The sequence below is a fragment of the Promicromonospora sp. NPDC060204 genome (assembly GCF_042728455.1).
Taxonomy (GTDB): Bacteria; Actinomycetota; Actinomycetes; order Actinomycetales; family Cellulomonadaceae; genus Promicromonospora.
Window position 1 is genome coordinate 1 of record NZ_JBHWZO010000424.1, and the last position, 2685, is coordinate 2685.

Genomic DNA, 2685 nt, shown 5'->3' on the forward strand with positions numbered 1-2685 from the left:
GGGGTAACGCTGAGCTAGCAGTGCTACCTCAGCGTTACCCCCTCGGCTGTGTGTGTCTTTCCCCGCGGGTCTGCGCGGCGCGGCGCGTCCTGCTTATGGTCGGGGCAACCGACCGCCCAGGAGGCACTCCATGGCTGCTCCCGACCTGCCCGCCGCGATCCAGGAGTTCATCGACGCGACCAACGCCGGCGACACCGAACGCTTCGTCGCGACGTTCACCGACGACGCCTACCTCAACGACTGGGGGCGTGAGTTCCACGGCCAGGACGGCGTGCGGAGCTGGAACGAGACCGACAACATCGGGATGAAGAGCCAGTTCGAGCTCGTCTCCGTGGCACCCGGGGACGGTCCGGACGCCTACCTCGTCACCATCAGGGTGACGAGCAACCGGTTCAACGGGACGGGGCCGTTCAAGTTCGACCTGCGCAACGGCAAGGTCGCGAGCCTGGTGCTGAGCTGACGCCGGTCAGCGCGGGCGGGTCTCGGTGCGCATCCAGTCGAGGTAGTCCGGGGTGCCGGCCAGGATCGGCAGGCTGATGATCTCCGGCACGTCGTAGGCATGGTGGTCGAGGATGTGCTGGGCCAGGGCCGCGTACCGGTCGGACGGCGTCTTGAAGACGACCCGCCACTCCTCCTCGACCTGGACCGCGCCGTCCCACCAGAACGTGCTCGTGATCGGCCCCTCGACCTGCGCGCACGGCGCCAGCCGGTCCTCGACGGCGGAACGTGCCAGGGCCTCGGCGTCCGCCCGGGTCGAGACGGTGGTCATGACCTGGCAGAACTCGAACGCGGCGACGTCATCAGGACCCATACGGGCAGGCTATCGGCGTGGCCATGCCCAGCCGCCGCCGTCAGTATTGCGGTGGGGTCAACAGGACGTCGGCGACCGTCTGCGGGTGGGATATGGCTCGCAGGTGCCTGCTGAACGGAGCTCAGCAGCGGCGCCCCGCCGGGGCGGGGCTGGGCTACGGGTTCAAGTCCCGTCGCTCATCACCAGATCGCGACCTCCGCGCCCAGCTCCAGGCCCGCATCGGTCGCCACCGCCGACGAGATCGTCACGTCGGTCTCGTCCTCGGGGAAGGCCACACCCTCGACGAGCTGATCGAGCTGGTCGTTGCCGAGCTGGTCGGCCACCGTGGCGAGGGGGAGCGAGATCCCGGCGAGCTCGACGGACTGCGCGCGCAGCACCGCGCGGCCGTTCTCGGCCGCCACGGAGAGGAGCACGTCAACGTTCTGCTCGCTGCCGGCGATCGAGAACGGCACCTGCGCCACGAGGTTGCCCGACTGCGGCGTGACCTGGAGGTTCGGCAGGTCGGTGGCCGAGCGGGCCAGGTCGGTGAGCGCCGCCGGCGAGACCTCCGCGCGCAGCGTCGCCCGCCCGGTCGCGAGCTGCACCAGCGCGAGCGTGTCGTCGCGCTCCACCGTGACGCCGTCGGGCAGGTCCGCCTCGGCGGCCGCGATCCGGTCGTCGATCATGCCGCGCAGCACCACCTCGCCGACCACGCCGAGGACGACCAGCACTCCGATCACGGAGACGACGGCGACGATCCAACGACGGGGACGGCGAGGTGCGCTCGGCGGCGCGGCTGCGTACGACGACATGTGCCCTATTCGACAGCATCGTCATGCCGGACTCATGGCGAACCGCTGGGCATCACGTGATGGGTCTCATCGCGACCGCCGCCGGACGCTCATCGCGTACGCGCCCACCCAGGCGCTCGCGTCCAGGTCGCGGGGCAGCGCGTTCGGCCCGACGCCGTTCTCCCGGGCCCACCGCCCGACGTCGTTCCGCGCGATCCCGTACCGCGTCAGCACCTCGCGGACGCCCCGGCCCGGGCCGTTGAACACGGCGGCCGCGAAGCGCTGGTAGCGGCCGAGTTCGGCCACGGGCACCAGCGGCCGCGGACGCCGGTCGATCACGAGCAGCCCGGCGTCGACGCTCGGCCGGGGCCGGAAGGCTGCGGCGGGGATCCGGCGGTCCAGGCGGAAGGTGAACCACGGCCACCACTGCGCCGTCAGGAGCGTGGTGCCGCCGACGGCGGCGCGCTTGCGCGCGACCTCCCACTGCGTGATCAGCAGTGCGCGCTCCCACCCGTCCAGGGTGAACAGCCGGCGCAGCACGGGGGTGGTCAGGTGGAAGGGCACGTTGCTCACGAGGTCGTAGGCGCCCGACGGCGGTGCGTGGCGCAGGATGTCGTCCCGCGTCACCGTGACGTTGCCCGGAGCGATCCGGCCGAGCCTGGCGACCGAGCGCGGGTCGATGTCCACGGCCTCGACCGGCCGGCCGAGCCGGGCCAGCGGCAGGGTCAGCGCGCCGCGCCCGGCCGCCCACTCGACGAGGGGCCGGTCGGCGTCGGGGACCAGGGCGACCACCCGGTCGATCACCTGCGTGTCGACCAGGAGGTTCTGGCCGAGCTCGTGGGCGCCGCCAAGGTGCCGGTCGACCGGCCGCCCGGTGAGGCCTTGTTCGAGGTGGTCCGGCCGGCGGGCAGGGTTTCCGTCGAGGTGGTCGGGCCGGCGGGTGGGTCCGCGGTCGAGATCGCCCGGCCCGCGGGCTCCGCCCCGAGGTCGGGCGTCCGCGTCCGTGCGGGGAGACGTGCGGAAGGGCGTGCGGGCAGAGGAACGGGAGGATCGGTTGCGCGACATCGGGTGCTCCAGGATTCGTCGGCTGACAGGAATCCGGGC

General features: G+C 72.3%; 3 protein-coding genes and 1 pseudogene. 1 reads left to right on the top strand and 3 read right to left on the bottom strand.

Annotated elements, in window-relative coordinates:
- Positions 1-130: 130 nt before the first annotated feature.
- Positions 131-460, top strand: coding sequence for a nuclear transport factor 2 family protein (locus ACFWEJ_RS28300; RefSeq protein ID WP_377232489.1), 330 nt, complete (start codon positions 131-133; stop codon positions 458-460).
- A gap of 6 nt (positions 461-466) precedes the next feature.
- Here ACFWEJ_RS28300 and cutA read toward each other — a convergent pair whose 3' ends face one another.
- The 3 genes and pseudogenes from cutA to erm form a co-directional block, all read right to left on the bottom strand.
- A complete protein-coding gene (gene cutA / locus ACFWEJ_RS28305; protein ID WP_377232490.1) occupies positions 467-811 on the bottom strand; it encodes a divalent-cation tolerance protein CutA in 345 nt (114 codons plus the stop codon).
- 179 nt (positions 812-990) lie between these two features.
- Positions 991-1602 carry a hypothetical protein gene (locus ACFWEJ_RS28310; RefSeq protein WP_377232491.1) on the bottom strand — a complete coding sequence of 204 codons (612 nt, stop codon included), beginning with the start codon at positions 1600-1602 and terminating at the stop codon, positions 991-993.
- 66 nt (positions 1603-1668) lie between these two features.
- A pseudogene (gene erm / locus ACFWEJ_RS28315) lies at positions 1669-2427 on the bottom strand (23S ribosomal RNA methyltransferase Erm); the annotation flags it as partial.
- Positions 2428-2685 lie beyond the last annotated feature (258 nt).